We start from the raw sequence: 24,489 nt of genomic DNA on the forward strand, positions 1-24,489 counted from the left end.
TCATCGCCGCCGGCCGGGGGAGATGACGAGGACCACACCGACCACGACGGCGACCGCGATGAACAGCCACTTGAGGTGACCTTCGCCGATGGCGCCGAGCCGGTCCGGTCCGATGAATGCCCACACGCTGACGAGCAGCGCGGCCAGGCCGGCGAGCAGCAGGCCCGGTGACGGCCGTCGGCGCGTGCCGGCGGTCGCGGCGGTGTCGGTGTCGGTGTTGTCAGCCACGGTGAACCTCCAGATTTCCCATGCGGCCGTTCATGTTCAGGGTCAGTACCGGTCCGTCGGTGCCGTCGGCGCCGCCGCTCAACCCGTCCGGAAGGCAGTAAGTGTCTCCGACCGCGATCGAGCAGTGATTGACGACGTTCATGTTCTCCGGGACGAGCACGGTGAAGCTGCCCACTCCTGAGGTGACGTCGACGGTCTTGTCCTCGGACAGCGTGATCTGACGCAGGTCGAGCGTGAACTCGCCGAGCTGCCCGGTGTATTCGGGAGCGAGCTCGCTGGCGGCGGCGGGTGCCCAGGTGCGGGTGCCGACGTTCTCGGATTCCCAGTCGACGGGGCCGACGAGCGAGGCGAGGATGACGAAGCCGACGAGTGGTCCGGTGACGACGAGCAGTCCGTATCCGCGTCGCAGGAAGGCACCGATGACGAGTCCGACACCGACGACGGCGAGGCCGACGGCGCCGATCCGGCCGGGCGACAACCAGTCCCATCCGGTCGCCGCGGCGAGTGCCCATGCTGCGGCGGTGGCGAGGATCGCCAATCCCAGCACCACCGACGTCAGCCGAGACTTCGGTCGGGCGGGGGCGGGGACGAGTGGCTTCGGTGCGGGCGTGGGCTCGGGCAGATCCCAGGCGAACGGTGCCACTCCGAGCGGATCCCACGCCGGCGGCGTCGTGACGTCGGTCGGTGGGACACCGCCGGCCGCACTCGAGTCGGAGGACGGGGTGACCGCGACGTCCGGATCCGTCGCGGCGTCGGTCGTCGGCGCGTCGGGGGACGGTGTGGCGGAGCCCGGGTCGTAGGTCTTCGGCAGCGTCGCGAAGACACCTGGCGGTGTGTGAGTGGCGCCGGGCCAGCCGGTGTGGTCGCCATACCACGCGCGTGGGTTGGCGTGCGGGAACCCGGGTGTCGGGATGCCCGCCCACGGCTCCGCGTCGGGGATGGTGGCCGGCGGATTCGGCCGGCGTTGGAACAGCAGCCACAGCCCGCCGAGCATCAGCGCCATGCTGAACATCCCGGACCCGCCGAATCCGACGCCGATCGGACCGAAGGCGCTGACCGCGATAGCGAGTGCGACCACCAGGACGATGGTCTTCGTGCTCGATGCCGAACTCCGCCCACGACCGAGCAGCGACTCGGCAGCGGACGCGTCGTCACCTGCACGCGGTAGCAGCAGCCATCCCGCCAGGTAGAGGACGATCCCCGCGCCGCCGAAGATCGTCGAGACCACGAACGCGACTCGGATGAGGACGGGGTCGACGTCGTAGCGGTGGCCGATGCCCGCCGCGACGCCTGCGATCGGGCCTCGGCGGGGAAGTCGCACGGGCCGGGTTCGCCACAACTGGTTCAGCTGTTCGGAGAAGGTCGCTGTGCTCATGCCGTCCATCGTCGACCCCGTGGGGGTGCGTGCACATCAGGGACCGACCCTGATATTCGGTCGCGGAGGACGCTCTGTTGTCAGGGTTGCACCCTGATGCGCGCGGCGGCGACCGCGTGCCACCATCGAAGGTGTGCAGCCGATCCCACATGCCCAGACGCCGGTGACCGCTCCGGCATCGCCGGAGGGGCCGCCCAGGCTCGAACGACGCGTCGGTGGCCGGGTCATCGGTGGTGTCGCCGGTGGGCTTGCCGATCACCTCGGGGTCGACGTGTTCAAGGTTCGGGTGGCGTTCGTGCTGCTCGGTGCGCTCGCGGGCGCAGGGATCACGGCATACGGCCTGCTGTGGATCTTCACCCCGCCCGGCACCGACACGGAACGTCCCAGCCGCGCCGAGCGGCAGCGGGCACTCGGCCTCGCCGTCCTCGGTCTCGCGCTGGCCGCGGTACTGGGCGCGCTGGCGAGCGGTACCGCCGCCGAGGTGCTGGTCCCGGTCGTCGTGGTCGCGGTCGGTGCGGCATTGGTGTGGCGGGAGTACGACTCCGACGGTCCGCGCTCGGTGTTCGGGCTGCCGCAGAGGCCGACCGTTCTCACGTGGGCGCGGGTCCTCGGTGGCATCTCGCTGATCGTCCTCGGCCTCGGTGTGGTGATTCTGGCGCAGGTCGACCTGGCGTCGCTGCGGTCCTCGGTGCTGGCGGTGGTGGTGACCCTCGTCGGGATCGGGCTGCTGACCGTGCCGCTGTGGCTGCGGATGTGGCGCGATCTCGGACGCGAGCGGGCGGCGCGGATCCGTACCGAGGAGCGGGAAGAGATCGCCTCGCATTTGCACGACTCGGTCCTCCAGACACTCGCGCTGATCCAGAAGCAGGCCGATTCGCCGCTGCAGGTGCAGCGCTTGGCCCGAAGCCAGGAGCGGGAGCTGCGCAAGTGGCTGTTCGGTGAGGGCGAGACCGCGCACGCGAGTCTCGCGGAGGCGTTGCGCACGATCGCGGGTGAGGTCGAGGACCAGTACGGGGTCGCGGTCGAGACCGTCACCGTCGGCGATGTGCGACTCGACCTGCCCGAGGCCGATTCGGGGATCACCCCGGAGGCGGTCACGGCGGTCCTCGGTGCCACGCGCGAGGCGCTCGTCAATGCGGCGAAGCACTCCGGTGAATCGAACGTCGACGTCTTCGCGGAGGCGGAATCCACCGAGCTGAACGTCTTCGTCCGCGACCGCGGCGTCGGATTCGACGTCGACGCCATCGCGGGGGACCGCCAGGGGCTGGCGAAGTCGATTCGCGCGCGGGTCGAGCGGCGCGGCGGAGAGGTGACCGTCGATTCCGCCGTCGGCCGGGGGACCGAGATCCGCATCCACATGCCGCTCGGTACCCAGGACACAGACGACCTAGAGTGGTCGGAGCAGTCGGCCCGACCCAAGGAGCAGCCTCGGTGACGTCATCCGGAAACAATCCCGAATCCGCTTCCTCTGACACCGCTTTCCGGGTGTTTCTCGTCGACGATCATGCCGTGTTCCGGTCTGGGGTGCGGGCCGAGCTGGCAACGGAACCCGACATCGTGGTGGTCGGTGAGGCCGGCGGAGTCGCGGAGGCGATCGCGGGAATCGACGCCACCTCACCGGACGTGGTCCTGCTCGACGTGCACATGCCGGACGGCGGTGGCGTCGCGGTGCTGGCCGGGATCGCGCCGGGCCCGGTGTGCCTGGCGCTCAGCGTCTCCGATGCGGCGGAGGACGTGATCGCGGTGATCCGGGCGGGTGCCCGGGGTTACGTCACCAAGACGATCTCGGGTCGTGAACTCGCAGACGGTGTCCGGCGGGTCGCCGGGGGAGACGCGGTGTTCAGCCCGCGTCTCGCGGGGTTCGTCCTCGACTCGTTCACCGGGCGATCGTCCGTTCCCGAGCCGCCGCTCGACCCGGAACTCGATTCGCTCACTCCGCGTGAACTCGAGGTGTTGCGCCTGCTCGCTCGCGGCTACACGTACCGGGAGATCGCCGAGACGCTGGTGATCTCCGTGAAGACCGTCGAGACGCACGCGTCCAACGTGCTCCGCAAGACACAGCAGTCCAACCGGAACGCGCTCACCCGTTGGGCGCACCGACGTCGCATCGAGTGACGGCGGCCGGTCGAGGATCCCCGATGTCCGCCAATCCCGATGTCCTCCAACGCGGGATGCGAACGGGCCGTTCAGTCCCCGGAGGGACTGAACGGCCCGTTCGTACCATCGATCGGGACTATTCGGTGGTGGTTCCTCCGGCGCGGGCGCGGCACACGACCCACGCGAGCGCCGTGGCCGCGAAGGCCAGTGCGGCGGGCACGGGGATCAGCAGGGGCGAGGCCAGCGTCGCCACCAGGACGAGCATCGGCACCAGCAGTGCACCGGGGTGGGGGCGGTAGGTCGGTACGACCTGCTGGTCCAGCCAGGTCGGGGCCGGACCCGCCCTCATCGCCCAGCCTCGACGGGGGTGTGGCCGCGTCCGACGTGGGCCTCGGCGTGCATCCGCTCGACCATGTGCGGGTAGTGCAGCTCGAACGCCGGGCGCTCCGAACGGATCCGGGGCAGCTCGGTGAAGTTGTGACGCGGCGGAGGGCAGCTCGTCGCCCACTCGAGCGAGTTGCCATAGCCCCACGGATCGTCGACCGTGACGACCTCGCCGTAGCGGTAGCTCTTGAAGACGTTCCAGATGAACGGCAGCGTCGAGGCACCGAGGACGAACGCACCGATCGTGGAGATCGCGTTCAACGTGGTGAAGCTGTCCGTGGGCAGGTAGTCGGCGTAGCGACGGGGCATGCCCTCGTTGCCGAGCCAGTGCTGCACGAGGAACGTGGCGTGGAAGCCGATGAACGTCAACCAGAAGTGCCACTTCGCGAGACGCTCGTCCATCAGCCGGCCCGTCATCTTCGGGAACCAGAAGTAGATGCCCGCGTAGGTGGCGAACACGATCGTGCCGAACAGCACGTAGTGGAAGTGCGCGACGACGAAATACGAATCGTGCAGCTGGAAGTCGAGCGGCGGGCTGGCCAGGAGCACACCGGACAGGCCACCGAAGAGGAACGTCACGATGAAGCCGACCGAGAACAGCATCGGTGACTCGAACGTCAACTGGCCCTTCCACATGGTGCCGATCCAGTTGAAGAACTTCACACCGGTCGGAACCGCGATGAGGAACGTCATGAAGGAGAAGAACGGCAGCAGGATCGCGCCGGTGGCGTACATGTGGTGCGCCCACACCGCGATGGACAGGGCGGCGATGCCGAGCGTGGCGTAGACCAGGCCGCTGTAACCGAAGATCGGCTTACGCGAGAAGACCGGGAAGATCTCCGACACGATGCCGAAGAACGGCAGCGCCAGCACGTACACCTCGGGGTGTCCGAAGAACCAGAACAGGTGCTGCCACAACATGACTCCGCCGTTGGCGGGATCGAAGATGTGCGCGCCGAAGTGACGGTCGACGAACAGCGCGAGCAACGCCGCTGCGAGCAGTGGGAAGATCATCAGGGCGAGCAGGCTCGCGACGAGGGTGTTCCAGGTGAAGATCGGCATGCGGAACATGGTCATGCCGGGTGCCCGCAGGCAGACGATCGTCGAGATCAGGTTGACCGCACCGAGGATGGTGCCGAGGCCGCCGAGGGTCAGGCCGATGATCCACAGGTCGGCGCCCGCTCCGGGGGAGTACGCCACGTCGGTCAGGGGAACGTATGCGGTCCAACCGAAGTCGGCGGCACCGCCGGGGGTGACGAAGCCTGCGGAGGCGATCAACCCGCCGAACAGGTACATCCAGTAGCTGACGGCGTTGAGGCGCGGGAAGCACACGTCGGGGGAGCCGATCTGCAGCGGCATGATGTAGTTCGCGAAGCCGAAGAAGATCGGTGTCGCATACAGCAGCAGCATGACTGTGCCGTGCATCGTGAACAGCTGGTTGTACTGCTCGTTCGACAGGAACTGCATGCCGGGCACGGCGAGTTCGGTGCGGATGAGCAGGGCCATCAGTCCGCCGATGAGGAAGAAGGCGAACGAGGTGACGATGTACATGACACCGATCGTCTTGTGATCGGTGGTGGTGAGCAGTTTGACGATTGCCGAGCCCTTCGGCGCGGAGCCGGTGGGTGCGGGTCGGGTGGGATCGACCGGGTCGATCGCGGCGGCGGGGCGGGGGGCGAGATCAACCATGCCGCACGCTCACTCGGCCGCGTCGAACTGCTGCCGGACTCCCGGGTCTTCTGTGCTCACGCATGACACGAAATGGTCGTCGGCATCGACGGCGCGTGAAAGAGTCGAAGGTCCCGAGAGGAATGGGACGTGGGTCACAGTTCTCAGGGTGGGAGCACTGTGGTCAAATGTGTTGCGCTGAAGTGGTTCTCGTCAGGCCAGGATGGCGACTGCCAGGATGACGACCAGGATGGCCGCGACGGCGAGCGCGACGACGAGTGGTGTGGGCAGGCCCGCGGTGTCGCGCTTGGGCTCGAACGCGGGAGGCTGCGGCAGGCCGGGGCCGGGCCGGCGAACGGAGTGCAGTGGTTCTGTCTGAGGTGCGGCGGGGAGCCCGCTCACGGTGCTGTGATGCGGGCGGCGCGCGGCGGGTGCGGCGCCGCGCCTTGCCCAGAACGGAACGGTGCCGTCCGGGTCACGTAGGGGTGCGCCGAGCACGTACGCGATGCTGGTGCCCGGACCGGACGTGCTGTACGCCAGCAGGTCACGCGCCTCGGCCATCGTCGGCCGCCTGCTGGGGTCGGGTTCGAGCATGCGCAGCAGGACGTCGGTGAGGGGGCCGCTGCGCGTCGGCCGCATGATCTCGGCCTTGGCGACCCGGTGGAGGAGTGCGATGGCGTCGTCGTCGATGCCGAACGGGGGTTGCCCCTCGGTCGCGGTGTACAGGGTGGCGCCGAGCGAGAACACGTCGGAGGCCTCGGTGTGGTCGCCTCCGCGGGCCACCTCCGGCGCGAAGTACGCGGGTGTACCGACGATCGCCGAGGTCGAGCCGGTCTGGGTCTCGCCCTTGGCGTAGGAGATGCCGAAGTCGCTGATCTTGACGGTTCCCGCGGTGGGGCCGCGATCGGCGATCAGGATGTTGCCCGGTTTGACGTCGCGGTGCACTATGCCCGCGGCATGTGCCTCGGCGAGCGCATCGGCGACCTGGGCCCCGATCTGGGCCACCTGCAGCGGGGGCAGTGATTCGGTGACGTTCAATGCCTGGGCGAGGCTGCGGGAGGGCATGTACTCCATGACCAGCCACGGGTCGTCGCCCTCGAGGGTGACGTCGTACATCGCGGTGGCGTGCGGGTGGGTGAGGCGTCCCGCGAGTCGGCCCTCGCGCATGGCGCGGGCGCGGGCCTCCTTCACCGCGGACTCGGTGAGGTCGGCGGGGAAGGAGATCTGCTTGACGGCGACGTCGCGGTCGAGTCGGGTGTCGTGCGCCAACCACACCGAGCCCATACCGCCCCCGCCGAGCTTCGAGCGCAGTCGGTAGCGCCCGGCCACGAGATGGTCCGGTCCGACGATTCGCTGCCCCTGCTGCGCCACACCGCGAGGGTAGACGACGCGTCGTCGGGGCCGCTCCCCGGAGCCCTGAACTGGGGATACTCCACGCCTTGACGGCGCAGTCGGGACGGGCTTTACTGAACGGGTATCGAATGTGTGTTCGATAATGGTTCGGGTGGTCCGCGTCTTCCCCGCGGCGGTGCCTCGACCGATGGTCGTGGATGTCGTGCGTGGGCGGATGTGTGGACGGAGTGTGCCTGTGGGTGGGACGAGTGGTGCCGCGCCGGAAGTTCCGGTGGTACTCGAGGCGTCGGGGCTCTCCCGGCGGGAACGAATCGAGCTGTTGCGCAGTCGGATCGCCGCAGTGCCCGCGCGTGGCGAGTCCGTCGCGACTCGTCCGGACCTGGCTCCGGGAGCCGAGCGAGAGGTGCTGCCCGTGCCCGAGCCGCTGGCCGTGCTGCTTCCGCAGGGCGGGTTGCCTCGGGGATCGGTTGTCGCCGTTTCGGGCGCGGCGTCGCTGCTGGTCGGTCTCATCGCCGCGGTGACGGCGTCCGGTGGGCACGCGGCCGTGGTCGGGCACCCTCGGCTCGGGTTGCTCGCGGCGTCCGAGATGGGTGCCGAACTCGGACGGCTGGCGGTGATCCCCGACCCGGGTCCCGATCCGGTCGAGGTGGCGGCAGTGCTCCTGGACGGGCTCGACCTGGTGGTGCTCGGTCTCGGCGCTCTGGTGGTGCCGCCGTCGCGGGCGCGGGCGGTCGTCGCGCGCGCCCGCAGCAAAGGGGCGACCCTGCTGGTGACCGGTGGTGGCTGGGGCGGCGCGGAGATCCGTCTCGATGCGACCGTGCACGAGTACGACGGGCTCGGTAGGGGGTGCGGCAGGCTGCGGGGACTGCGGTTGTCGGTCGGAGCCGAGGGGCGGGCGTTTCAGCGTCGTACCGCCCGCGTCGACCTGTGTCCGCGCCGCGGTCGTGTGGAGTGGTTCCCTGAATCTGTTGAACCGCAGCCAATCTCGCTTGTCCCGAGTGGTGCGGCGTGAGCTCGCCGCGGGTGTTGGCGCTGTGGTGCGCGGACTGGCCCGCGGTCGCGGCGGCGGCGTCCGAGGATCTGCCGCCGACCGAACCGGTGGCGGTGCTCGCCGGTAGCCGGGTCGTCGCGTGCACCGCCCCGGCCAGGGCGGACGGGGTGGTGCCGGGGCTGCGGCGCCGGGACGCGCAGGGGCGATGCCCACGACTGCACGTGCTGGCCGCGGACGAGGCGCGTGATGCCCGGATGTTCGAGCCGGTGGCCGCGGCGGTCGACGCAGCCACACCCGGGGTCGAGGTGATGCGTCCCGGGCTGTTGGTCCTCGCCGCGCGGGGCGCGGCCCGGTACTTCGGATCGGAGGAGGCTGCCGCGGAGCGGTTGGTGGACGAGGTGGCCGCGGTGGGAACGGAATGCCAGATCGGGATTGCCGACGAGTTGTCCACCGCGGTTGTCGCGGCGCGCAGAGGGGTGCTGGTCCCGCCCGGAGAGGGGGCGCGGTTCCTGGCCCCACTTCCCGTCGCGGAACTCGCGGCCGAGCCAGCGCTGTCGGGCCAGGGCCGCACCGATCTGATCGATCTGTTGCGTCGCCTCGGTCTGCGCACGGTCGGGGACTTCGCCGCGCTGACCCCGGTCGCGGTGGCCTCCCGGTTCGGGGCGGACGCGGCCGTGGCCCATCGCAGTGCCCGGGCGCAGCCGGAGCGTCCGCCGTCGGCGCGTGCCCTGCCGCCCGATCTGGCGGTGGAGTTGCAACTCGACCCGCCCGTCGATCGGGTGGACGCGGCCGCGTTCGCGGGCCGCACTCTGGCCGAACGACTGCACGCCCGACTGTCAGCCGCCTCGGTGGCGTGCACACGGCTGGAGGTGTACGCGAGTACCGGTCACGGACAAAGCCTTTCGCGGATCTGGCGGTGCGCCGAGCCGCTGACACCGGACGGCACCGCGGACCGGGTGCGCTGGCAGTTGGACGGCTGGCTGACCGGACGCAGCGAGGCGAGGCCCACCGCGGGAATCGAGGTACTGCGACTGGAGCCGGTCGAGGTGGTGGCGGCCGGTGCGCTGCAACTCGGCCTGTGGGGTGGGGTCGGGGCCGAGGACGAGCGCGCGCGCCGCGCCCTGGTCCGGGTGCAGGGACTCCTGGGCGGTGACGCCGTCCGGGTCGGGGTGCTCAGTGGCGGCCGGGGACCCGGGGAGCGGGTCACGGTCGTGCCTCTCGGTGACGAGCCGGTGCCTGCCGCCGACCCGGCGGCTCCGTGGCCGGGGCGTCTCCCCGAACCGGCGCCCACCGCGGTGCTGCCGGAGCCGCCGCCCGTCGTGCTCGAGGATTCTGCGGGGTGCCCGGTGTCGGTCACCGATCGCGGCGAGTTCGATTCCCGACCGGCCCGACTGCGGTGGGGGAGGCGGAGTTGGGATCTGCTCGGGTGCGCAGGTCCCTGGCCGGTGGAGGAGCGGTGGTGGGATCCGGCCTCCGCACGCAGGCTCGCCCGCGCCCAGGTTCTGCTCGCGCCCGCAGGAGGGGAGGGCGGCCCCCGTGCGCTGCTGGTGCGGTTTGACGGGTCCGGTTGGCGTGTCGAGGGGGTGTACGAGTGAAGCCCACCGCGACCGTCCCGCGGGATGGCGACTACCCTTTCGGCAGAGAAGCTGAGCAGCGCGAAGGACAGGTACGACTCGATGATGACGACGGCGACGGCGACGTTCGACGACGTCGACATCCACTACCGCGACTCGCGTGGCGCCGATCCGGTGCCGGTCCTGCTGGTGCACGGCATGGGCGGGGACGGCGCGACGTGGGACCGCTTCGCCCGGGCGCTCGTCACGCGTGGACGCCGGGTGATCGTCGCGGACCTTCGCGGACACGGCCGTAGCGCGCACGCCCCGAGCTACCGCTTCCACGAGTTCGGCGCGGACCTGCTCGCACTGTGCGATCACCTGGCCCTCGATCGCGTCGACGTCGTCGGGCATTCGCTCGGTGGGCACGCGGCGTCGCTGGCCGCTCAGTCGCGCCCCGACCTCGTGCGGCGTCTCGTCCTCGAGGAGGCACCGCTGCCGCTGCGGACAGGTGAGGAGTTGGGGTCGCTCGCGCGTCGACTGCCGAGCCCGGTGGAACTGTGGCATGCGGGGACGAGCCTGCTTCGCAGCCCCCGGGCGTCGTTCGCCTTCGACCGATCGATGACGCGGTCGGCGCTCGAACAGTTCCGCACACCGCACCCCGCGTGGTGGTCGGCGTTGCCGTCGATGACCGCGTCGACGCTGATGATCACCGGTGGGCCGAGGGGAATGGTCGACCCGGCCCGGTTGGACGCTGCGGTCGCCGCGATCCCGGACAGTCGTGCCGTGACGATCGAGGTCGGCCACAGCGTTCACCGTGACCGGCCCCGCGAATTCGAATCGACCGTAGTCGGGTTCCTGGCCAACGACGGACGGGGATAATGACGCGATGCGGTCACGGAAGAGGATCTTGGATGCCACGCTCGATCTGATCGGGTGCAACGGCTTCGAGGGGATCACCATCGCCTCGGTCGCGCAGGCGGCCGGCGTGACCAGGCAGACCGTGTACACGAACTTCGGCAGCCGCGAGGAAGTGGTCTCGCAGGCGATGGTCAGTCGCCTGACCGAGGTCGCCACCGAGATCCAGCGCGAGCTGACCTCCGCGGCCGACCCCTGCGAGTATCTCGTCGAACTCATCGTCGCGTGCCGCGGGGCCGTGCGCAGCGATCCCGTCCTCACCGCACTGTTGCGATCCGAGACCAACAATCCACTCTTCGACGACGGTGCCGTCACTCGAGCGAAAGTTGTTGCGCGCGTCCTGCTCCAGCCCATCGGTGAGCTGTTCCCCAATGTCGTCGACCGGATCGACGACTTCGCCGAGATCGCCGTCCACCTCGGCCTGTCGGTGGTCTGCTTCGACGACGCCGCGCTGCGTGACGACGACGACCTGCGGGCGTTCCTCACTCGGTGGCTCGCGCCGGGGATCGCATGAGCGCCGCACCGACCGCGCTGAAGGCGGACACCTGCTCGGCGCTCTCCGCCCTCGATGAACCGCTGGCGGGGACGGCCGCGCAGGTGACCGCGTGGCTGTGTCTCGAACATGCCGGGGCGTGGGGCCGCGACGTGTTCGCCGGCGAGGCGTTCGGTCCGCAGCTGTCGGAACGACTGCAGGCACACGTGGACGCCGCTGGAGTCCGACTGTTGTTGATCCGCAGGCCCGGACGTGCGGCGGCGAAACACACCCGGACGGTGCTGTTCGCACGGTCCGCGCCGGACGGAACATGGTGCGAGAGCTTCGAGGTGTCCTCGCCTGCCGACCTGCTCGACCTCGACCTCACCGCCGCTGTCGAACCGCCGGGCCTCGGTGAGTCCGTCACCGCGCCGGTGGCGTTGGTGTGCGCGCACGGCAAACGCGACCAGTGCTGCGCGGTGCTCGGCAGGCCCGTCGCGGCAGGCTTGGCGGAGCGGTTCGGGGACGCGGTGTGGGAGTGCTCCCACACCGGTGGACACCGGTTTGCGCCGTCGATGATCCTGCTCCCCACCGGCTACACGTACGGGCGCCTCGGCGTCGAGGAGTCCGTCCTGGCGATCGAGGCAGCAGGCCGGGGTGAGGTGCACCTGTCGGGGCTGCGCGGTCGCAGCTGCTGGTCTCCTGCCGGGCAGGTCGCGGAAGCCGCGGTCCGGGAACGGGTCTCGGTGGGATCCGACGACCTCACCGTCGACGGCCCGGAGGACCGTCCGGTAGTTCGGCATCGGGACGGCCGCACGTGGACCGTCCCGGTCGCCGCCGTCGCCCTGCCGCCCCGCCCCGCGAGCTGCGGCGCCGACCCCAAACCCGTGAACGCACTCCGCGCAATCCTGCCCGCGTAGTCTGACCCGCCCGACACAGTGCCCGGGTCACACGGGACGACGCCTTGGCTCAGCTCAAATGGAGAACCCCGGGTGCGTCGCGAACGCGTTGTCGATTACGAGATTTCCGCGCTGGCGCGCGCGTTCGCGCAGCGCCGAGGTCGTCCGCGCGCCCTGTGCGAAGTACCACCAGAGGTACAGCGCGCCGTACATCCACGCGCCCTCGTACGCCCACGTGGTGTCGGCGCCGCCACCACTGCCGAAAACCGACCCCGCCGGGAAGTTGGCATTGTGTGGTTTTCCGCCCTCGTGCCGTGACTCGTGAACGAGCGTCTCGACGCGTCCCGGAACGTCCTTGCCGAACCAGCAACCGAGATACAACTCGACCAGTCCGCCGCCGAACGAGGCAGCGATTGCCCCGCCGTTGCCGCACTTGGCACGCAGATTCTTGATGTGTTCGCGCACATAGCGGCGGGCCCAGTTCAGCATCGCGCCGGCATAGTCGTCGTTCTGCCAGTTCTCGGCCGAATAGGTCAGCGCGTAGCAGGCGTTGAACGTCCGCGCCAGCGGCAGATCGGTGTTGCACGAATCGTCCCAGCCGAATCCGTCGTCCCAGTACTCCTTGTTGCCGGCGAATCCGTATGTGTTCCAAAAGTAGTCGATGTACGTCTGGTTGCAGATCGATGCACCGTAGAAGTTGTCGCCACTCGCGTTCTTGTCGGGAGCACTTGCGCTGCACGTTGTCATTGTCTTCTCGCCTTCACTTGCTGAACGGTTCGGGTGGGATCGTCGTGCCGCCGCCGGCATGCGGATCGCCGTCGGGGTTCGGCTGGGGCACCGAGCCGACGCCGACCCGGCGGACCCGCAGCATCCATTCGTCGTCCGTGCCGGTGAGACGTTCACGCACGCGTCGGACAAGGTCCGCATCTGCGGCATCGGTAGCCGCCTGCACTGCCGCCCGCCGAATCGACCGCACATCGCTGTCGAGTTGGCGGTAGACGACGGCAGCGGCTTCAGGACTACCGCCGGCAATGAGCCGGGACAGGGCTTCCAGGGCGGTCGTCCGGATCACGACCTCCTCGGCGACGGTGCTGAGTCCGTGCACCGGGTCGCTCCCGTGCTCCTCCGGGATCGGTTCGGCGAGGACGTCCGCCAGAAAGTCCACTGCTGCTGGGGTCCGCAGATCCGTGACGAGTTGGACCACGGCCCATCGTTCCTGGTATCTGTCCTCGTCGAGTCTTCGGTAGGCGTCGGCCAACGAGGGTCCTGCCTGCGAGTCGCGTTCACGCAACGCCGCAAGCGCCCGTTGGTAATTCCGTTCGGCGTCGTCACTGCCCGCAGACGCGAGGGCGGTCAGTGCCTCGCTTGCCACGGTGTTCAGTGCATCGTCCCGACTCACGACTATTCCCGCCGCGGCGGGACCTGCAGTGAACATGTCGCCGCCTCCGCCGAGTTGCGGTGTGTCCGGGCTTTGTTCGGATGTCATCTCATTGCTCCTTCGTGTGTTGTCGGGTTCCGGTGACGCTGGTCCGGGTATCACGCGGCGTCAGTCCGGCCCGGGTGTCGATGCCTTCGTCGTGACGCTGATGGCGGCACTCGGCGCCGAGATCTGCTCGATCTCGAGTCCCGAAGCGCTGCCGTCCCACCAATTGCTGTTCGGCGCTGTTGCGCGGCCGAACGTCGACGCGATTCCTCCGTAGAGGTCCTCGGCATCGCCGCCGTTGGCTCGGCGTTCGAGGTCGAAACGGTTGTCGGCCTGTTCGAGCGAGCATTCGTAATGCTGGCTCGGCGTCATCTGTTCGAAGCTGTTGTTGCCGTTCTCGTCGACGTGCCAGATCGCCAGGCCTGCATCGGGAAGCGACGCGTCGCGGCCCGACTGACGCCGGTTCTCCAGAATGAAGTACTCGGTCGCGTTCCGGCGATAGATCAGGAAATCGTTCTTCCCGGCTTCGACGGTGGCGGAGACACCGGAAGTGAGCGTGGTCAGTTTGGACGTCCACCCGGCCGCGTGCTTGAGATAGGCCTCGACCTGTGTGGGATTCTTGTCGGACCCGCCGAAACACATCAGTGAGTAGTGTCCGATACCGTTGCCCACACTGACGGCGTCGTAGTCGTACAGGTCAGGGAAATCGCACACCATGTGACCGTTTTCGTGACAGAACGTACGTAGCGTCAACTGGGTGCCGATATCGGTGATCTGGTAGTCGGAGAACGACTTCGTGGCCGACGCCGCGTACGGGTTCGCCAGCGCCCACGAGTGCGGCCACAGGCCCTCGGACCAGTTGTTCACCCGGTTGCCCGCGTAGAACAGGCTCAGCGCGTACACGAAGCCGTCACTATCGCTGCTCAGCTCCGAGAAGTCGAAGCCCCTGGCGCCCAGTGCATCGAGCGCTTCCTTGATGAGTTGCTGTGCTCGCTTCCCATACTTGACCGTGCTGTCGGTGTAATAGGCACGTGGGTGACTGGCGGTGTGGTACGCGGCGACGATGTTCTTGTACCGCAGTTTGCCGTCGGAGACGCTGAGGAAGTAGTCGTAGGCCGACCCGTTGTTCCCGAATCCGTGGTAGCCGATCTTGTTGCAGAAGTCGTCGATCTCCTGCCTGCTGATCGTGCTGGGCACATCCGGGAACTCGACGAGCAGAAGCAGTCCCACGTAGTCGCCGATCGTTCCGGCAGGTGGTGGAGCCGGGTTCGGCCCGTCTCCATCGGCCTCGGCCTGGCGCTGTGCGCGGCTCTCGGCGCGCCTGCTCATCCAACGTGGTTGTCGTCCCAGTTCGGTCCGGGCCGCATCGGCGCGGGCACGTGTGGCAGTGCGAGACAATCGGGCGTGCCGGGGCAGGCCGAGAGTTCGCGGATCGTCGGTTCCGGCACGGGTGTCGGTGGCGATCAGTTCGTCTCCCGACTCCGACAGTCTGGCGTAGTGATAGAAGCCGGTGCCGGGATCCTGGACGACCGTGTAACCATCGAGCGTCTCGAAAACTGCTTCGAACTGATTGCCCCAACCGCGGACGGTGATCTCCGACCCGTCCGGGTTGTGGAAGGTGAACAATTCACCGGTGAACGGGGTAGGCATGACGGTCCCTCGCTTCCTGGTGGCGCGGTATGAATGGGTGGTATCTCATCCTCCGCAGCGGATCATCCGTGGTCGCGAGTAGCGCATTACCCGAGTGCAGGGAGGTTCTCGGTGCTGTGGACGACCGTCTCCGAGGAGGTCTCGAGTTGGAGAACGAATTCGCTTGCGCAGGAGCGCAACTCGGTCACGGCGTGCTCCCGAACTCGTCGGTGACCGCCTCGGCTTCGAGTTCGGGGCCTTCGACCGCACTGCCTACAGGTCCCGGGCCGTCAGAATCCGAGGGTTCCGTCGCGGGGGTGGCGACGGTCGAGGTTGGCGCGGAGCACTCACCACCGAAATTCCGGTGCCATGAATCGATGGTGAATCTCCGTTGCGGCGATGACGCGAGTAGTGCGCTACGCGAATTAACCGGCAGATCGCATCAACGTGCGGCGAGAGGCAGGTAGCGCTCTACTCGTGACACCCCTACGAGTGGCTCGAGATGATCGGCGCATGACCAAGAAGATCGGCGACCGCGCCGACGGCACGTGGGATTCGGGGCAGTCCTCGAGCGCCGACGTCCATCGGTTGCACCGGATGATCGATGCGAGCGCCACCCGGGTGTCGCCTGGCCTTCGCCCTCGACGATCGGACAGACGATGCTCACGGACACGCTCCTTCCGCTGCTGGACCCGCGTCGGCATCTCGGCCGGCTCCCGAGGCCGATTCCATGGATCGCGGCCGGGCTGATCGGGCGGATTCCGCAGGCCCGGCGCCTCGTCAGCAGAATCGCCATCAACAAGTACGCCTACGCAGTCGCGCCCCGTCCTCGTCCGCTGACGCTTGCCGGTGACTACACGAGCTGGAAGAGCCTGACCGACCGCACCTACAGCGGACGGCACCTCCCGCCGTCCACTGCGCCGCCCGAAGAACTGCCGGCCGAGCAGGATGTCGTCGCACTGTTCCGTCGGTCGGAAGAAATCCCGTCGACCGACACCAGCCTGATGTTCGCGTTCTTCGCGCAGTGGTTCACCGACAGTTTCCTGCGCACCAACCGCTTGGATCCGAGGAAGAACGACTCGAATCACGAGATCGACCTCTGCCAGATCTACGGGGTGAACGAACACAAGACGAACATGTTGCGGGCCGGACACGAAGGCCTCCTCGACAGCCAGTTCGTCAACGGTGAGGAGTTCCCGAAGTTCCTTTTCGCAGAACGGGAACCGGGTGGCGAACTGTTCTTCGATCCCAAGTTCGAAGGCCTGCACGACCGCGAGTACCTCCTGAACACGATTCTCCGAGCGTGTCCGGACGAACGAAAGGACTCGGTGTTCGCAGTGGGCCTCGAACACGGCAACAGCACCATCGGCAACACGGTTCTGAACGTGCTGTTCCTCCGTGAACACAACCGGATCGCACGTCGGTTGGTGCAGCAGTACCCGAAGTGGGAGGACGACCGGCTGTTCGAAACGACCCGCAACATCATGATCGTGCTCCTGCTGAAGATCGTCGTCGAAGAGTACATCACGCACATCGGCCCGTTCGACTTCCCGATCGAGCTCGTGCCGTTCGTTGCCGAGGAAGAACGCTGGAATCGAACCAATTGGTGTGCAATAGAATTCAACCTTCTGTACCGGTGGCACTCGCTGATTCCGGATTCGACTGTCTTCGACTCGAAGCGCATGAGCACCCGAGAACTCGTCGACAACAACCCGTTTGTGCTCGACCGCGGGATCGACACCGTCATCGCGCAGTTCTCGCGGCAGAAGGCGTCGAAGATCGGTCTCCGGAACACGCCCGCCTTCCTGGTGGACCGTCATCCGGGGTTCCCCGCCTACCCGTCGGTTGAAGAGCGGACCGTTCACCTGATGCGCGAGGCGCGACTGCGTCCATACAACGCGTACCGCAAGGAGTTCGGCCTCGGCGCACTGGCAAGCTTTGCCGACCTCACGAAGGACGTCGCGTTGCAGAAGACGATGGAGTCGCTCTACGGGGATATCGACAATGTCGAGTGGTACGTCGGGATCTTCGCCGAGGACTACCCCGAGCACCGCATGATGGGCAACCTGATGACCACAATGGTCGCCCACGATGCGTTCACTCAGGCGTTGACAAATCCGCTGCTCGCTCGCCGCGTCTACAACGACCGGACATTCACGAAGGTGGGCAAGGAGATCATCGACCAGACCCATTGCCTGCAGCAGATCGTCGCTCGCAACTCGCAGAATCCACGGGAGGCGTACGCGAGCTTCCGTGTCGAGTGAGCCGGTTTCGGCAGGTCAGAGAAAGCGTGCGACGACAGGTGCATGGTCGGAGGCGGTGGCACCCCGTCGACATGTCGGATCTGCGGAAATGTCGTCGACACCGGCAGTGACGGCGGCCGCGGAGTGCATGTGGTCGAGGAGGCGACGACTGATCAGGATGTGGTCGATCAGCTCGTACCTGCCCTCCGAGATCCGCGAGTATCGATGTTCGCTCGGGATGAGTGGGGCGACGTTCCACAGGCGGACGCCCTCGTCGCGGCGCGGCGAGTCCGGTCCGCTGGTTCCGATGCGCGAGCCTGGCGGCCCTTCCAGCATCAAAGTGGTTGCGGCGTCGGCGGTGTCGTTGAGGTCGCCGAGCACGATGACCGCTGGTGGGAGTGCCGGTGACAGATCGTCTGTGGACTCCCCGAGCGCGGCGGTCGCTGCGATACGCACGGTGGAGGCTTCGACGGCGCGCCGGTGGAGGGCGTACGCCCCGAATCGCGCCCGTTCGTCCTCGTCGCGAGGCGCGAACCGGTTGCCGGGAAACGTGAGGAGCTTCGACTTCAAGTGAGCGTTGATCAGGTGAACAGTGCCTATCTCCGTCTCGGTGTGAACCTGCAGGGCGCCGCGCCCCATGCGCCTCATGGCACTGCCGCCGGCCGGCGAATCGGCTGTTCGCACCGGGCACAGCGGTGCGGGGAGGTCGACGATGTCGACTCCGTCGAGGAACGAGAGGCGCGAGACGAATCCGACTCGGATTCCGCGTGCGTCCGGGTATGCCGACAGACGATGGTGCCAACGGCCGGGTAGCAAGTCGACGAGGTCGGCGAGCGCATCGGGATCGCCGACCTCCTGAACAGCGAGGATGTCGACGTCGATCTCGGTGACCGTGTCGGCGAGAACATCGAGCTTCCGCCGGTAGATCTCGTCGTTGAGGGGACCGAACACGGTTCCCGGCCGGTACAGGTTCTCCACGTTCCACGTCGCGACGGTGATCATGTGCACTCCCCGGGGATCCGCGTCACCGGCCGCGGACGTGTGCGGCTCGGTCTCGAGTATCCAGGGTGCGGGTCGGTTCTCGTGGTGTCGTGAGTAGGGCATTACTCGTCGCGCATCAGGCGCCCGAGTTGATCCCGATCGGTCACGTCGAGTTTGATACACGCCCGGTAGATGTGACCCTCGACAGTACGAACAGACACCACCAGACGCTCGGCGATCTGCTTGTTCGTCAGGCCGGCGGCGACGAGCATGGCGATCTCCCGTTCCCGGACCGTCAACGGAAGCGGATGGGCCGCTACCTGAATGGCTGGTGTGGTAACACCGCCGCAGCGTGCAGCCAGGCTGAATGCCCGGGCGCCGGACTCCGTGCTCTTCCTGCGGCTCCCGTCGTGAGTGTGTGCAGCGGCAGCGAGAGCCGCGGCGTCCGCGGCATGGAGGAGCAGGCCGTGCCGCTCGAAATCGTCGCTGATGGTGTCCAGGCACGCGGCATCTGCGGCCGCCGCCGCCGCGGCGTGGCGTGCCAGGATGGACACGATCGGTCCGTCGACACGCTCGACGAGTTGGGCAAGGCGGTCCGCGACAGTGCGATCGCCGAATCGGGCAGCATCGTGGAGAGCGTCCGCTTCGATGGCGTATTGGCCGGACGCGTGCGCGGCCTCGGCGGCCAGGTTGGCCAGTTCGACACTGCGGCGTGCGGAGTTCTCGGCGGCGGCCAGCCACGATTGTGCGATCAGCCGGCTGGGCCTGTGCAGCGCCATGTGCTCGCCGGTGTGTTCATGTGCAGCGTTGAGAACGATGCGGGCTCGCTCCGGTTGTCCGAGTGCGGCGTAGGCCTTTGCCAGCAGAATCGTCGCAGGCAACCGCCACGGAAGGGGAACCTCGGCCCGAAACGCTGCCAATGCCTGCTCGACCTCGGATATGACGTCCGGGAAGCAGCCGCGGCTGGTGTCCACCATGGCAGCCATGATCTTGGAGATTGCCCATGCCAGGAACTGGCCTGCCGATGAGAAATTGGAGTACTCGGCGACGCGCCGCTCCGCGAGCGTCAGATTGCCGACCTGAGTGAGCGCGCGGACCTCGCCGTACCGGATCATCGCCCGGATCATGCCGTCGGTCGATTTCCGTGAGTTGCGGCAGCGGGCGGCTATGGCCTCGAACGCGTTGCCACGCCCGGCGAGCGGCGCACCGAGGCCTGTGCTGAACGCGGCCCACTCGATGGCCTGTGAGGGGGAGTCGGGGTTCGACAGGACTCGCTCGGCGAGAGTGAGTCCCTCGTCGAGCCGGTTCTCGTGGACGGCGATCGCCGACGCCACGGCTTCTGCGAGCAACTGCAGGGCAGGGTGGTGTGTGCGTTCACGAAGGAGTCCGAGGATCTCGTGTGCGTGCTGGACATCGCCCAGGGACCAGAACAGGATCGATACGTGGGGGATGCCCCATTGGACGAGTTCGAGCTCGTTCAGGTCGTCCGGATCGAACGCGGCGAGAGTTCTCTCCGCCAGCGCGGGATGGCCCTGCCACAGGAGTGCACGTGCCAGCAGTTCGGCGGCGGCCACGCCGCCGCCGCGCTCGACCGCGCGACGCGCAATGCGTTCTCCGAGCGGAAGATTGGACAGGGAAATCGCGTCTTTCGCGGCCGTGACGAGAAGCTCGGTGTCGGGTGGGCAGTCGCTGTCGATGTACAGTTCGGCCAGCCGGATCCGTTCCGCTGCGGTGGCCGCTCCCCGCTGCTGCAGTTCATCGACGAGTCGCCCACGAAGCTTGCGGGCGGACGCGGTGCCGAGGCGTCCGCGCACCACATCCCCCAGGAGGGGATGGCAGAATCGGGCGTCGAGCCTCGAGCCCGCGGGCTCGATGCGGATCAGACCGCGCAACTCGGCCGTGTCCACGGCTTCCTCCCCGGCCAGGTGGCACAGGATGTCGATATCGAGTGGCTCGCACAGGGCGAGTGGCCCGAGTGCGCTCTGTGCCTCCCGTCCGGCTCGGTCGAGGCGGTGCTCCAGCAGTTGGGTGAGTCCGGGGGTCGCGGTGGTCTGCCCGCGAAGCTGCCATACGCCGGCGACCTGGATCAGGTGACCGGTGTCGAGAGCACCTTCCACGAGGTGTCGAAGGAACAGTGCGTTACCTCCCGACATGTCCCACATGACATCGGCGCTCAGATCCTCGAGCTGGCCGTCGAGGACCGACTGGACGAGTCGAATGCTCTCTTCCTTCGTGAACGGACGTAGCTCGATGCGGTCGAGGTACTCGTTCTTCCACAGCGCCGTCACCGCGTCCGGGACGGGCTCACCCGTACGGATCGTCGCGATGATCCGTACGGCGCGGTCGATGGCGAGTTGCTGGAGGAGGGTGGCCGAGAGCTGGTCCAGCAGGTGCGCATCGTCGACGCCGAGTACGACAGTGCCTTTCGCCAGCAGAGATTCGCGCGCAGATGCGACCAGGGTGACGGCATCGTGCGCACCGGACGGGCCGATGAAGGGAGCGAATGCGCCGAGTGGAATGCTCCGCGCAGACTCGGTACCCGCGATCCACTGCACCGGTGAACCGAGCGACTCGGTGACGACGCGGGCCAGGGTGGTCTTGCCGACGCCTGCGGCGCCGATCAGGATCGCCCCGTGACCGTTGGTCGTCATGGCGGATCTGATCGCGTCAAACTCGTCGGGACGATCGATCAGCCGCCAGTCGGCTATCACAATGAATCAGTATAAGTGCGGTGCATGCGAGAATGCCCATTGAAGGATGTCCGGTGGTCGCTGACGTGGCTCAGTCGGGGACGTCGGACAAGCTCGTCGGTTCAACTTCGTCGATCTTGTTGGTGCGATGACGGAATTTACTCGACTCGTCGTACACCCGGAGCTTGAGACGATTGATGGAACCCAGCGGGCGATGGTCGGCGAGTCCGTTCCAGGAGTTGAACGACAGCACGTCCTCGGCGTAGGTGCGGAGCGCGTCGCTGGTGGTGTCCTGACGGGGCAGCGTGATCCTGGCGACCGGGACGTGTGGTGACTCCTCGGCGGACCACCGGGCGGTGGCATTCTCGATCGGCATCCGCGCGGGATCGGTGCACAGCTGCACCCGCACCTCGTAGTCGGCGCTGTGCTGAGCGAAGAATCCTTCGACGGCCGTGCGGTGGGCGTTGTCGCCGGCACTACGCGGAATATGTTGTCCGGTAAGGTTAGTCAGCGATTCGGACAGTGGCGCGACGCAGATCTTGGCGACGTGGTCGCCGTACCGGAGTGGCGCTGCGGAGTGGTAGGTCTCGCCGAGAACGTGATCGTTCGGACGTGCAAACAATTGCACCGCTTCGGGAATGCGGACGTGCAGTGGAGTGAGTGCTCGTGAAGCGACACGCGCGAGCACGCAGGATGCCTTGAGGATCGGGTCGGGGGTGCGAGCGAGGATCGTCGCGAGACGCATTCCCTTGCCTGCGTACGAGCGCACATCGCCGAAGGGAAAGGTGTCGCTGTTGACCATCACGAAATCCTGGTTGGAGTTCCCGTCGTCGGGGCGGATTCGTGCACCGCCGACACCCAGGACCTTGATCGCCATGCCCCGCACTCCGCTGATCTGGTCGCTACGGATCGCGCCTGCCGTGCTGGAAAGCCTGATGACCACCGGAAACGTTGCCGGTGCCGAGAACAATCCTTGCCGAAGGTGGCTGGGGAGGTTCGGATACACGCTGAGTTCTCCCCGCAGGATGCCGAACCCCTTGGCATGAGCGTCGCGGATCGCATGTTTGTGCTTCGCGGCCGCCCATTCGTTGTTGCCGCGGAGGGACCGAACGATAGTCTCGATCAGGGCGTCCTCGTCGGGATCGCGTCGTTCGAGTTCGGCGCTGTAACGGACGAAGTTCGGTTGTGTCAGTTCTGCCGACGATCCGGTCATGGGTGGTCCTCCCGATCTCCAGGTTCGAGCCAGTACTCGGGGTCGGGTTCCATTGTCGGTGACACCCATGTCGGTCGCACGGGTAGTCGACTACCTGCTTCTCCGGTGTCCGGCGCAGCGCGGGACCGCTGCGGCTCAGTGCCCGATTCCCACCTTCTCGTGGATCTTCTTCATCCACGCCGGCGCCCACCAGTTCGCTTCGCCCATGAGCTTCACCAACGACGGGACGAGGAGCATCCGGACGACGGTGGCGTCGATGATGAGCGCGACGATCATGCCGACGCCGAGGAACCGCATGATCGTCAGCCCGGACAGGGTGAACGCACCGGTGACGACGATGAGCAACGCCGCTGCCGCGGTGACGATTCGGCCGGTGCGGGCGGTGCCGATCCGCACCGCCTCCTCGGTGGTGGCGCCGTTCGCGCGGGCTTCGACCATCCGCGACATGAGGAATACCTCGTAGTCGGTGGACAGGCCGAAGACGACCGCGAGGATCAACACCACGAACGTCGGTTCGAGAGGGTTCGGGGTGACGCCGAGCAGGCTTGCGCCGTGGCCCAACTGGAAGATCCAGGTGAGGATGCCGAACGTCGCGGCGAGGCTCAGGCCCGCCATGGCGACCGCCTTGATCGGCAGCACCACGGACCCGAACGCGAGGAACAGCAACACGAGCGTGGAGACCACCATGATCGTGATCATCAGCGGAAGATGGTCGACGATGGAGGTGTTCGTGTCGTGGGTGAGGGCGGCGGAGCCGCCGACCATCACGCCGGTGCCCTCGGGTGGATCGATCGCCCGGATCTCCACCACCATCTCGCCCGGATTTGCGCCGTTGGTGAACACCGCGTTCAGGACCGAGGCGTCGCCGGTGGTCGCGACCAGGGACACCTGCTCGATGCCGTCGAGGGCACGCAGGTCGCGGGTGAATTCGGCGAGCTGCGGCGTGGTCGGCGGTGCGCCGTCCTCGCCGCGCAACAGGACGCCGGCGCCGACGCCCATGGAGGAGAACTCGGTGGCGAGGGTTTCGGTGGCGATGCGGGAAGGATCGTTCGGCGGCAGCGCCGTGTAGGTGATCTCGCCGAGCATCACCTTCAGCAAGGGGGACGCGAGCACCAGCAGGCCCGCGATGATCGTGACGGAGAAGACGACCGGCCGCTTCATCACCTTCGTCACCACGCCGCCCCAGAACCGTTCGGCGCGAGCCTCGCCGCGCTCGACGGCGCCGCGGCGCCACGCGAGCGAGTTGATCCGTCGGCCGAGGATCGCCAGGAGCGCGGGCACCGCCGTCAGGGACAGGACCGCCGCGCTCGTCACCGCGGCGATGGCGCCGTAGCCGAGCGACTTGATCACCGGCTGCGGGAACACGAGCATGCCCGCGAACGCGCACACCAGCAGCAGGCCCGAGAACATCACCGTGCGGCCCGCGGTCAGAACGGTGCGGCGCACCGCCTCGCCGGGTTCGCTACCCGACGCGAGTTCCTCGCGGAACCGGCTGACGATGAACAGGCCGTAGTCGATGGCGAGACCGAGCCCGAGTAGGGAGGCAACGTTGAGTGCGAACGAGGAGACCTCGGTGATCTCGGTGAGCAGCCGCAGTGTGCCCAGCGCGCTGAAAACCGCGAGCATGCCGACGAACACGGGGACCGCGGCGGCGGTGACGGTGCCGAAGATGACCACCAGTAGCAGGAGCGTGATCGGAATGGCGATGGCCTCGGCCTTCACGAGGTCCTGCTGCAGGTGCTGGTTGAACGAGTTCCCGACCAGCGTGCCGCCTGCGAACTCGGCGTCGATTCCCGGGGGGTCGAGCGCGGCCGTCATCGCGTCGAGATCCGCGAGCTTCGGCCCGGCGTCCCAGTCGACGAAGACCGTGGCCAGCGCCTTGGTGCCGTCCTCGGAGACGAGTGGCTGCGAGGCGTTCGACCCGACGGACCAGTAGGACACGACCGAACGTGTCGGCCAATCCTCCTGGAAGTCGCTCAGCGTCTGCTGCACCTCGGGGCCGATGTCGGCGAGCGTGCGGCCTTCGGGGGCGGTGTAGATCGCGACGATGTCCGGGCTCTGCTGACCCAGTTCCCGGTTGATGAGGGTACTGACCTGCGCGGATTCACTGTTCGGGTCGAAGTAGCCGTCCTGGCTCATCTTCCCGAACACCCCGAGACCCCACACTCCGGCTGCCAGTACGGCAATCACGGCGAGAGCCAGAACCAACCATTTTCTCGCGACGACGAAAGCGGCCCAGCGCGTCATTGAATCGGCATCCTAGGGGTGTCATGAGTCAGGTCAGGGGCTCGAGCGCCACGACTCTACCGACGCGATCCTGAGGTGAACCTGAGGCATACCTTCTCCGGTGGCGCACGGTCGACGAACAGGGG

General features: G+C 67.5%; 20 protein-coding genes. 8 read left to right on the plus strand and 12 right to left on the minus strand.

The window, feature by feature from the left end; genetic code table 11:
• Positions 1-228, minus strand: a complete 228-nt coding sequence (locus RHCRD62_RS03760; protein WP_050063268.1) for a hypothetical protein — start codon at positions 226-228, stop codon at positions 1-3.
• Positions 221-1,603, minus strand: a complete 1,383-nt coding sequence (locus RHCRD62_RS03765; RefSeq protein ID WP_050063473.1) for a PspC domain-containing protein — start codon at positions 1,601-1,603, stop codon at positions 221-223. Before RHCRD62_RS03765 ends, RHCRD62_RS03760 begins: the two co-directional genes overlap by 8 nt.
• A 133-nt stretch (positions 1,604-1,736) precedes the next feature.
• On the opposite strand from RHCRD62_RS03765, the gene RHCRD62_RS03770 reads away from it, so the two are divergent.
• Together RHCRD62_RS03770 and RHCRD62_RS03775 are read left to right on the plus strand one after the other, a co-directional pair.
• Complete coding sequence (locus RHCRD62_RS03770) at positions 1,737-3,038, plus strand: ATP-binding protein (RefSeq protein WP_050063269.1); 1,302 nt, start codon at positions 1,737-1,739, stop codon at positions 3,036-3,038.
• Positions 3,035-3,718 carry a response regulator gene (locus RHCRD62_RS03775; protein ID WP_050063270.1) on the plus strand — a complete coding sequence of 228 codons (684 nt, stop codon included), beginning with the start codon at positions 3,035-3,037 and terminating at the stop codon, positions 3,716-3,718. Before RHCRD62_RS03770 ends, RHCRD62_RS03775 begins: the two co-directional genes overlap by 4 nt.
• Before the next feature lie 118 nt (positions 3,719-3,836).
• On the opposite strand, the gene RHCRD62_RS03780 is transcribed toward RHCRD62_RS03775, so the two are convergent.
• From RHCRD62_RS03780 to RHCRD62_RS03790, 3 genes are all read right to left on the minus strand, one after another.
• Positions 3,837-4,049, minus strand: coding sequence for a hypothetical protein (locus RHCRD62_RS03780; protein ID WP_050063271.1), 213 nt, complete (start codon positions 4,047-4,049; stop codon positions 3,837-3,839).
• A complete protein-coding gene (gene ctaD / locus RHCRD62_RS03785) occupies positions 4,046-5,773 on the minus strand; it encodes an aa3-type cytochrome oxidase subunit I (RefSeq protein ID WP_050063272.1) in 1,728 nt (575 codons plus the stop codon). The genes RHCRD62_RS03780 and ctaD overlap by 4 nt, the downstream gene beginning before the upstream one ends.
• A gap of 192 nt (positions 5,774-5,965) precedes the next feature.
• Positions 5,966-7,123, minus strand: a complete 1,158-nt coding sequence (locus RHCRD62_RS03790) for a serine/threonine-protein kinase (RefSeq protein ID WP_253277178.1) — start codon at positions 7,121-7,123, stop codon at positions 5,966-5,968.
• Between the two features lie 217 nt (positions 7,124-7,340).
• On the opposite strand from RHCRD62_RS03790, the gene RHCRD62_RS03795 reads away from it, so the two are divergent.
• The 5 genes from RHCRD62_RS03795 to RHCRD62_RS03815 all read left to right on the plus strand — a co-directional run bounded on the left by RHCRD62_RS03795 (position 7,341) and on the right by RHCRD62_RS03815 (position 11,959).
• Positions 7,341-8,117, plus strand: coding sequence for a hypothetical protein (locus tag RHCRD62_RS03795; RefSeq protein ID WP_157050788.1), 777 nt, complete (start codon positions 7,341-7,343; stop codon positions 8,115-8,117).
• Complete coding sequence (locus RHCRD62_RS03800; protein WP_050063273.1) at positions 8,114-9,691, plus strand: DNA polymerase Y family protein; 1,578 nt, start codon at positions 8,114-8,116, stop codon at positions 9,689-9,691. Before RHCRD62_RS03795 ends, RHCRD62_RS03800 begins: the two co-directional genes overlap by 4 nt.
• Positions 9,692-9,772: 81 nt before the next feature.
• Positions 9,773-10,531 carry an alpha/beta fold hydrolase gene (locus tag RHCRD62_RS03805; protein ID WP_050063476.1) on the plus strand — a complete coding sequence of 253 codons (759 nt, stop codon included), beginning with the start codon at positions 9,773-9,775 and terminating at the stop codon, positions 10,529-10,531.
• Positions 10,532-10,538: 7 nt separating this feature from the next.
• Positions 10,539-11,081 carry a TetR/AcrR family transcriptional regulator gene (locus RHCRD62_RS03810; protein ID WP_050063274.1) on the plus strand — a complete coding sequence of 181 codons (543 nt, stop codon included), beginning with the start codon at positions 10,539-10,541 and terminating at the stop codon, positions 11,079-11,081.
• Positions 11,078-11,959 carry a ferredoxin family protein gene (locus RHCRD62_RS03815; RefSeq protein WP_050063477.1) on the plus strand — a complete coding sequence of 294 codons (882 nt, stop codon included), beginning with the start codon at positions 11,078-11,080 and terminating at the stop codon, positions 11,957-11,959. Before RHCRD62_RS03810 ends, RHCRD62_RS03815 begins: the two co-directional genes overlap by 4 nt.
• 54 nt (positions 11,960-12,013) lie before the next feature.
• Here the strand turns inward: RHCRD62_RS03815 and RHCRD62_RS03820 are convergent, their stop codons facing one another.
• The 3 genes from RHCRD62_RS03820 to RHCRD62_RS03830 are packed head-to-tail and all read right to left on the minus strand — an operon-like array spanning position 12,014 to position 15,011.
• Positions 12,014-12,685: a hypothetical protein gene (locus tag RHCRD62_RS03820; protein ID WP_050063275.1), complete on the minus strand. Its 672-nt coding sequence runs from the start codon at positions 12,683-12,685 to the stop codon at positions 12,014-12,016.
• 13 nt (positions 12,686-12,698) lie between these two features.
• Positions 12,699-13,424: a hypothetical protein gene (locus RHCRD62_RS03825; RefSeq protein WP_050063276.1), complete on the minus strand. Its 726-nt coding sequence runs from the start codon at positions 13,422-13,424 to the stop codon at positions 12,699-12,701.
• A 60-nt stretch (positions 13,425-13,484) separates the two neighbouring features.
• On the minus strand, positions 13,485-15,011 hold the full coding sequence (locus RHCRD62_RS03830; protein ID WP_050063277.1) for a M6 family metalloprotease domain-containing protein: 1,527 nt from the start codon (positions 15,009-15,011) through the stop codon (positions 13,485-13,487).
• A 638-nt stretch (positions 15,012-15,649) separates the two neighbouring features.
• Here RHCRD62_RS03830 and RHCRD62_RS03835 point away from each other — a divergent pair.
• Positions 15,650-17,254, plus strand: a complete 1,605-nt coding sequence (locus RHCRD62_RS03835) for a peroxidase family protein (protein ID WP_084734053.1) — start codon at positions 15,650-15,652, stop codon at positions 17,252-17,254.
• 15 nt (positions 17,255-17,269) lie between these two features.
• On the opposite strand, the gene RHCRD62_RS03840 is transcribed toward RHCRD62_RS03835, so the two are convergent.
• The 4 genes from RHCRD62_RS03840 to RHCRD62_RS03855 form a co-directional block, all read right to left on the minus strand.
• Complete coding sequence (locus RHCRD62_RS03840; protein WP_050063479.1) at positions 17,270-18,235, minus strand: endonuclease/exonuclease/phosphatase family protein; 966 nt, start codon at positions 18,233-18,235, stop codon at positions 17,270-17,272.
• 101 nt (positions 18,236-18,336) lie between these two features.
• Positions 18,337-20,865, minus strand: a complete 2,529-nt coding sequence (locus RHCRD62_RS03845; RefSeq protein WP_050063480.1) for a helix-turn-helix transcriptional regulator — start codon at positions 20,863-20,865, stop codon at positions 18,337-18,339.
• 130 nt (positions 20,866-20,995) lie between these two features.
• A complete protein-coding gene (locus RHCRD62_RS03850) occupies positions 20,996-22,117 on the minus strand; it encodes a catalase family protein (RefSeq protein ID WP_050063278.1) in 1,122 nt (373 codons plus the stop codon).
• A 135-nt stretch (positions 22,118-22,252) separates the two neighbouring features.
• Positions 22,253-24,364, minus strand: a complete 2,112-nt coding sequence (locus RHCRD62_RS03855) for an MMPL family transporter (protein ID WP_050063279.1) — start codon at positions 24,362-24,364, stop codon at positions 22,253-22,255.
• Positions 24,365-24,489: the final 125 nt, after the last annotated feature.

Origin of the sequence: Rhodococcus sp. RD6.2 (assembly GCF_001040705.1) — a bacterium.
In the GTDB taxonomy this organism is placed as follows: Bacteria; Actinomycetota; Actinomycetes; order Mycobacteriales; family Mycobacteriaceae; genus Rhodococcus_G.